We start from the raw sequence: 7374 nt of genomic DNA, 5'->3' as shown, positions 1-7374 counted from the left end.
AAAGAAAATTACAGTCATTATTTTGAATTGGTTATTGACAAACTCAATCCTGGAGGCATCATTTTATCCGATAATGTACTTTGGAGCGGAAAAGTAATTGAAACGCTAAAAAAAGATGATAAATCAACAGAAGCGTTGATTATTTATAATAAACTCCTGAAAGAAGATGATCGGATTGAAACCATTATACTTCCTATTCGTGATGGATTGACATTGAGCAGAAAAAAGTAGCACAAAAAACAGAACCATATAATGAAACAAATAAATTTACTTATCGGGCTTATTTTTATCGGAAACCTAACTTTTGGACAAAGTAAAAACTTTATTGACCAACATTATTTGGAAACAACAGCAAAGGTGGACACCCTTATAAAGCCAGACATCATTTACCTCGACATCCTAATTAGAGAGAAAGATGAAAAAAATAAGATTTCAGTAGAAGAATTAGAAAATAACATGGCTGAAAAGCTAAAAATTTTGGGTATTGACGTACAAAAGCAACTCATACTATCTGACTTATCCAGTAATTTCAAAAAATACTTTCTAAAGCAAAAAGACATTATGAAAAGTAAAGCCTATAAGTTAAAAGTATTTGATGCCCAAACAGCAGGTAAGGTTATAGTAGGACTTGAAGATATAGGAATTTCAAACGTGTCGTTGGACAAAACCGAATATTCAAAGATCGAAGAACTAAAGTTAAAACTTAAATCCAAAGCCGTTGCGAAAGCTAAAATGCAAGCCGAATATTTGATAGCACCGTTAAATCAAAAAATAACCAAAGCTTTATTTATAACCGACACGTATTTTCAAAGTTATAATTATAATGGAGAGTTAGACGAAATAGTCGTTATAGGCTTTTCCGGAAAAAGAATGAAACAAGACTATCAACCTATAGATATTGAATTTAAACCTATAATAGTGGAAGCCGAAGTGTCTATAAAATTCGGAATTGAATAATTGAAAACAAAATATCTGTGCCAATCAGTTTTATCAACGTCATCAATGTTCCTATTCAGGCAAAGTCACGGATCCGCAGAGAAAATCATTATTCGATTTTTTAAAATAAAGTCTTGAGTTTGGTTTCATATTAAAACAGACTATTTCTCCAAAGCCATTGAATATTTCGAGAGATTTGCATAAAGGTTATAATTAAGCTTTAATTTCGCATCGTGAAATTCAACATCATGCTATCTAAAATTGCCAAACCTATTTTTTTTATCCTTATCCTGGTAGCTCTTCTTGGTTTTATCAATAGTCCAACCGCTTTGTTATTAGGATTTTTATTCACATTTATTTTTAGCAATCCGTACTTAAAACAAAGTCAAAAAGCCATTCAGATATTACTTAAAGTTGCCGTTGTAGGTTTAGGTTTTGGCATGTTCATCAAAGAAACGCTCCAAACAAGTAAAGATGGATTGAGCCTGACGTTTTACTCCATTGTATTGACCGTAGCCTTTGGCATCATTCTGACCAAATGGCTAAAACTGGACCGAAAACTAGGCCATCTCATCACCTCAGGAACTTCTATTTGTGGTGGCAGTGCCATTGCCGCAGTCTCGCCAGTGATTAACGCCGATGGCAAAACAATCAGTTTAGCTTTAGGTGTTGTGTTTTTACTGAATTCTGTGGCACTTTTAATATTTCCTCCGATTGGTTCTATTCTGAATTTAACTCAACATCAATTTGGTTTATGGGCAGCCATTGCCATTCATGACACAAGTTCAGTAGTTGGAGCAGCATTAAGTTATGGTGACGAAGCTTTAAAAATAGCCACAACGGTCAAACTATCCAGAACTTTATGGATTATTCCGTTGTCGGTTTTTTCGATGTTTTTATTCAAATCGAAAGGTCAAAAAATCAAGATTCCTTATTTTATTTTTCTGTTTATCTTGGCCATTCTCATTAATAGTTATGAGATATTACCAGCGGTTATTAGCAGTAATATTGTACTGATCTCAAAACGTCTATTAATAGTGACCTTGTTTTTGGTTGGAACGACTGTTTCATTTTCCGATATAAAACAAACAGGATTTAAACCCATCGTGCTTGCCTTATCGCTTTGGATTTTTATTTCAATTTTCTCATTGGTTTATATTATCTACCAATAATATATCGCCGATAAAATTGTATGTAAACAAATGAATTACAGATTATTTATAAATGCAAAAAACCTATGTATTAATAGGTTTTATTATTGAAACTTGCTCTAAAAATCAGCAAATACTCCTAAACAATTAAAGTTTTCGTTTTACTGATCCTAAAGAATCCTCGACCTCGTCCTTAATTTCTTGTATTTGCTCAGTAATTTCCTTTGTATATTCTGAAGTGTTAATACCAGTGTCATCGACACTTTTGGTGATTTCCGATTTAAGATCATTGGTAGCATCTTTAAGCGTACGCATGCCCTTACCCAAACCTCTTGCAATTTCGGGTATTTTATCAGCACCAAACAACATGACCACGACAAAAAGTATGAACATGACTTCTGTGGCACCTATAAATAAGAATGTAGTTTGTAGTATCACAATGCAAATATAGTGAGATGTTTTGAATGGAATAAATAAGTGGACTGTTAAATTAATTGCCTGTTTAAGTTAAAATTTATTTGCAGAATTTTTTGATATGATTTTCTGCCAAACTACCCCATTACACTTACTTTTTTTGAGCTTCAAGAATTGTCATAAAAGTGACTAATTTAGATTGCAAAAATTCAAAAACCACCATATCATTGGTGTTTTTACACAAATTTTCAAATTGTGGATCATCTTGGCAATAGTAGAAAAATTCAGCTTTTTGTCCTTCTTCCAAATCATAATTATTAAAAACATCAATTGAAAATTTTGATTTCATCCGTTGAACACAATCATCAAGTTTTTCAAATTTAACTTGTGCTTTCAATCGTTTTGTACGTCCAGAGATGGCATTAATTATAGGAAATATAGGAATAAGTCCACCTCCCGAACTGGCCTCATACAAGCGTCGTTCCGTTTGGCTTTTTAGTTTGCCAGTATATCCCGGAATGCCTAAATTATAGAAATTGAGCTCTGGAGTCAATTGGGCATTTTTAATATCGGAAAGTAAATCGCCTGTTAATATTTTTCCCACAACAACTTCATCCAAAGCGTTAACCAACTCCTCCAAATACACAGGCATTTGTTTTGAAGCGATAATAAAATTTGTAACCACGATTTCTTTTGTCTGATAGGAAATCCCTGAAAAAAGAATGGTATCATTCAGTTTTGCGGGAATAGTAAAGGTGCCATCGGCATCTGATATAGTAAATCGGCTAGAGGTTTTATTGATAATATGGATGCCATCCACATCACTTGTTGCAATAATTTCACCATGAACATCAACAACTTGTGCATTGGCAAACATGCCGCTAAATACTACAAATATTAAAACAATCAGGTTACTTCTCACTCTTCGGTTGTTGTTTGAAGTTTCAATTTAAAACTGATTAACTTTTCTTTCAAAAACTCGAACATTTTAATATCGTCATTAAGTGCACAAGTAGAATCAAATTGTGGATCATCTGCACAGAAATAGAAAAATTCAACTTTATATTTTTCATCTAATGCATTGTCAATAAATAACATATCCTGTAATTTTGATTTGATACTATTGATGCAATTATCCTGATTTTCAAAACGAACTCTTTCTTTAAGCTCTTTGGTCCGTCCAGAAATGGCATTCAGAATTGGATTTAATGGAAGCGAACCACCCAAAAGATTCAACAACTGAATGGGTTTGAAATCTCCAGCTTCATACAAACGCCTTTCCGTTTGCGTTTTTGGTTTTCCTGTATATCCAGGAATACCCAAATCGTAAAAATTGAGATCGCGTTTCACATCTGAATTGGCGATGTCAACACTCAAATTACCTGTTAACATTTTGCCTACAATCACTTCATCCAAAACATTCATTTTTTCCGTAAGATGAATGGTTACTGATTTAGAATTGAGCATCTGCTGACTAATCACCACTTTTTTTAATTGGTATGAAACTCCCGAAAACATTAAAGTATCATTCAACTTTGCAGCAATTGAAAAATAGCCATGACTGTCAGAAATTGTAAATGTTTTAGAGGTATTATTCAAAACATGAATGCCATCCACGTCGTCATCAGCAATAATTTTACCTTTAATAATCTCGGTTTGTGCCAACAGAAACGGACCACTAAAAAGTATGATAGCAAGAATAGAACACCTTATGCTACTCACCTTTCTTTTTTAAGAATTCTTTACTTTTAACGCTGATAAATTCTAAAAAATGAAACTCTTTGCCTGATTTTAAAAGTGAATAATCAATACCTTCCTCTTCAACAAAATTTATGAAATCATCAACTTTATCTTCTGGAATATTAAAGTTTTCGACTAAAAACTTGGTGCTATAATGGTCTGTAAATTGGTCATAGGCATCATTATCACCCATCACTTCTATTCCTTTATTTTTATTGGAATTAAAAATTGGTCTTAAAAACAAATCGACAATTCCGATAACATTCAATCCGTAAGGCACATTATTTCCTGTGCCAGGCATCGCCACATTAACTACTTTCGATTTGTAATCATCAGGAAATTCATATTCGTTCATATTTGCCAATCCAAAATAAATGGCATCTAAATCTGGATTGAACGTTTTGACACTTTCAATATCCGCAAGCAAATTCCCAGTAAGGTCATATGGCAAAATAATGATTTCATCCAGTTTATTAATTTTCTCAACCAAAAATACAGTTAGACTCTTCGTTTTAAGGATGTTTTCATTTATGGTGACCGTAAAATCCTGAAATTGTAAAGCTCTAAATTCAATCACATCATTTAACGCCACTTTGATCTTAAACAATCCGTTTTCATCCGTGAGCACACCATTTTTAGCCGATTTATTATAAACGGTTATTCCTTCAAGATCCTCACTGTCCACAACAATTTTTCCAGAAATTTCAACACGGGTTATATTTTGTGCCGTCACAAAAAATAAAGGAGAAAGAAGAAATAAATAAAGTAAAGTTGTTTTCATAAAATTTATATTTAATTAGGTTGCTAAAGAAAGGATGAACTCTCTTAATTAAACTCTAAAGCCTGATTAAACTTTTGTTAAATTGGCAGATTACTTAAATTTACAACAAAATATTTGAGTACATCACCCAAACACACAAATTTACAGGGGTTTCTTAAAAAATAAGAATTGCACATCAAAACTCACTTTACAATATAAAAAACAATCTATGAAACAAATGATAATTGCCAGTACATCAACCTTGCATGGTAGTGGCTATTTAGAATATTTATTAGACGAATTGAAGTTATTTTTTAACACTGCAGACACTATTTTATTTATTCCGTATGCCAGACCTGGCGGTATCAGTCATGATGATTACACTCAAAAAGTACAAGAAGCATTTTTGAAAATAGGAAAAACAGCTAAAGGCATTCATGAATTTGACAATCCGAAAGAAGCTTTACACAACGCTAAAGGCATTTTTGTTGGCGGTGGCAATACCTTTGTATTAGTCAATCAGCTTTACAAAAATGATTTAATAAACAGCTTGCAAAACGTCATTAACAGCGGAATTCCTTATTTGGGAACCAGTGCAGGCAGTAATATTTGCGGTCTCACCATCAACACGACCAATGATATGCCTATTGTATATCCGCCGAGTTTCAAGACTTTGGGAATGGTACCTTTTAATATCAATCCGCATTATTTGGATCCAGACACCAATAGTACCCACATGGGCGAAACACGCGAAACACGGATTCAGGAATTTCATGCTTTTAATTCTCAGCCCGTTATTGGACTCAGAGAAGGCAGTTGGCTTGAAGTAAATGGAACTAACATCATCTTAAAAGGCAAATTGGACGCACGCATTTTTGAATACAACAAAGCGCCTTATGAAGTAAAAACTGGAACGGATTTGAGTGGGTTGAAGTAGTGGAGTTTAGTGGGTAGGATTTAGTGGGTAGAAGAGCATAGAGTAAAGAATTTAGAGGATAGAATATAGACGAATGACCGATGAGAAAAAAACTCTGTGAATCTCTGTGAAACAATTCTCACAGAACCGCTAAATATTTATCATTGAATTGTTTCATTTCATATGAATTCTGCGTAATTCTTCGAAATTAAAAGTGTTTGTTAACATAAGTGAAATCCGTGTCAAAAAATTCAGAATTACTAAAGAGTATGTTTCAAAATCGTCAACAAAGCACTAAAATATACCTAGGATACTCTATTTGAATCTGCTATATTTGATTCGGTACGTACAGCATTAAACATAATACTGTTATTATAAAACACTGATAATAAACACACAACAACATTATCAATAATACTCAAAACCATCAAAAACAGATCAAACATGAAAAGAATACACTTTGATAACATGAAAAATAGTTTTTGGATCGTAATTTTAATACTTTCTATCATTTTTATTGTAGGAGGAACTTTTGAGTTAATTCAATTTAAAAAACCCTAAATTGCATAAATGAATGAATATTGTGGTATATTTCTTCAAGCCATTTATTTCAGTAAAATGTTTTGGTATGAAAATTATGTCCAATGGAATAAAAAAGGCGCTTTGATAAAAATTAATTCTTTTATGGGGAAATCATTGATTTTTGAGGAGATTAAAGCGATTGAACTAAACGACAAGAAATTAAAAATAACGAAGATTAATGATAGCACAGTAATATTTGACCTGAATGATATAACAGAATCTGATACTCAAAAACTGAATGAAATTTTAATAAAGAATACCATTGTCAACTATATACAATAAAATGTCTACAGAATTTAACACCGAAATTGTAAAAACAAGAGAGTTCTCCAAAACTCTTAGGATTATATTTGTAATCCTATACTTGATTGCCATCTTCTATATTTACTTCTATGACAACGAAAGTCAGAATATCTATTTTAAATACTTGGCTGTAGCAATTTTTATTTCAGGTATTTACTTCTTGTTTGCTCAGTCTTTTATCAAACCTAAAAAAATAGGGACTATTAAAATATCAGCTGAAAACATTGCATTTAACGCAAACGGCATAACTGAAACTATTGCTCTAAATGAACTTGAAAACATCTTCCTGAAATATATGGATTATGGAGGCTGGACCACGCACTCCGTATTTGGAAACAAAAATTATATAACCATCACCGAAAAATCTGGTGAAAAATATGATTTTGAAATACTGATACGAAATAGAACATCTAAAAACGACTTAAAAAGGATTTTAAACAATCCAGAATTTCATGAAAAGTTTGATTTTATAACAATGGGCAACTCACGAACGGAGTTTTAGAAAATAATGCCTGATATTTGGATACAACATATAAATCCGTGTCTAAATAATCCATATAATCTGTATCTAC

10 protein-coding genes are annotated in these 7374 nt (G+C 32.4%); 6 read left to right on the top strand and 4 right to left on the bottom strand.

The features are described from left to right. The 3 genes from VNJ50_RS03795 to VNJ50_RS03785 all read left to right on the top strand — a co-directional run. On the top strand, positions 1–231 hold a 231-nt coding region (locus VNJ50_RS03795; RefSeq protein ID WP_414652863.1), incomplete at its 5' end, for an O-methyltransferase. Positions 232–252: 21 nt separating this feature from the next. Further along, complete coding sequence (locus VNJ50_RS03790; RefSeq protein ID WP_325579205.1) at positions 253–957, top strand: SIMPL domain-containing protein; 705 nt, start codon at positions 253–255, stop codon at positions 955–957. Between the two features lie 227 nt (positions 958–1184). Next, complete coding sequence (locus tag VNJ50_RS03785; protein ID WP_325579207.1) at positions 1185–2108, top strand: YeiH family protein; 924 nt, start codon at positions 1185–1187, stop codon at positions 2106–2108. Between the two features lie 126 nt (positions 2109–2234). Here the strand turns inward: VNJ50_RS03785 and VNJ50_RS03780 are convergent, their stop codons facing one another. The 4 genes from VNJ50_RS03780 to VNJ50_RS03765 form a co-directional block, all read right to left on the bottom strand. Continuing rightward, positions 2235–2525, bottom strand: a complete 291-nt coding sequence (locus VNJ50_RS03780; protein ID WP_325579203.1) for a twin-arginine translocase TatA/TatE family subunit — start codon at positions 2523–2525, stop codon at positions 2235–2237. A 127-nt stretch (positions 2526–2652) separates the two neighbouring features. Continuing rightward, positions 2653–3423 (bottom strand): carboxypeptidase-like regulatory domain-containing protein, encoded by a 771-nt coding sequence (locus VNJ50_RS03775; protein WP_325579201.1) that lies wholly within the window; start codon positions 3421–3423, stop codon positions 2653–2655. Then, a complete protein-coding gene (locus VNJ50_RS03770) occupies positions 3420–4223 on the bottom strand; it encodes a carboxypeptidase-like regulatory domain-containing protein (RefSeq protein WP_325579199.1) in 804 nt (267 codons plus the stop codon). The genes VNJ50_RS03775 and VNJ50_RS03770 overlap by 4 nt, the downstream gene beginning before the upstream one ends. After that, positions 4216–5022, bottom strand: coding sequence for a carboxypeptidase-like regulatory domain-containing protein (locus VNJ50_RS03765; RefSeq protein WP_325579197.1), 807 nt, complete (start codon positions 5020–5022; stop codon positions 4216–4218). The genes VNJ50_RS03770 and VNJ50_RS03765 overlap by 8 nt, the downstream gene beginning before the upstream one ends. A gap of 208 nt (positions 5023–5230) precedes the next feature. On the opposite strand from VNJ50_RS03765, the gene pepE reads away from it, so the two are divergent. The 3 genes from pepE (at position 5231) to VNJ50_RS03750 (ending at position 7304) form a co-directional block, all read left to right on the top strand. After that, positions 5231–5938 (top strand): dipeptidase PepE, encoded by a 708-nt coding sequence (gene pepE / locus VNJ50_RS03760; protein WP_325579195.1) that lies wholly within the window; start codon positions 5231–5233, stop codon positions 5936–5938. A gap of 549 nt (positions 5939–6487) precedes the next feature. Then, positions 6488–6781: a hypothetical protein gene (locus VNJ50_RS03755; RefSeq protein WP_325579193.1), complete on the top strand. Its 294-nt coding sequence runs from the start codon at positions 6488–6490 to the stop codon at positions 6779–6781. Position 6782: 1 nt separating this feature from the next. Continuing rightward, a complete protein-coding gene (locus tag VNJ50_RS03750) occupies positions 6783–7304 on the top strand; it encodes a hypothetical protein (protein WP_325579191.1) in 522 nt (173 codons plus the stop codon). The last annotated feature ends 70 nt before the right edge of the window (positions 7305–7374 follow it).

This window comes from Gelidibacter sp., from assembly GCF_035577925.1.
Classification (GTDB): Bacteria; Bacteroidota; Bacteroidia; order Flavobacteriales; family Flavobacteriaceae; genus Gelidibacter.
The sequence above is the reverse complement of the archived record's forward strand: the minus strand, read 5'-3'. Positions and strand labels throughout refer to the sequence as shown.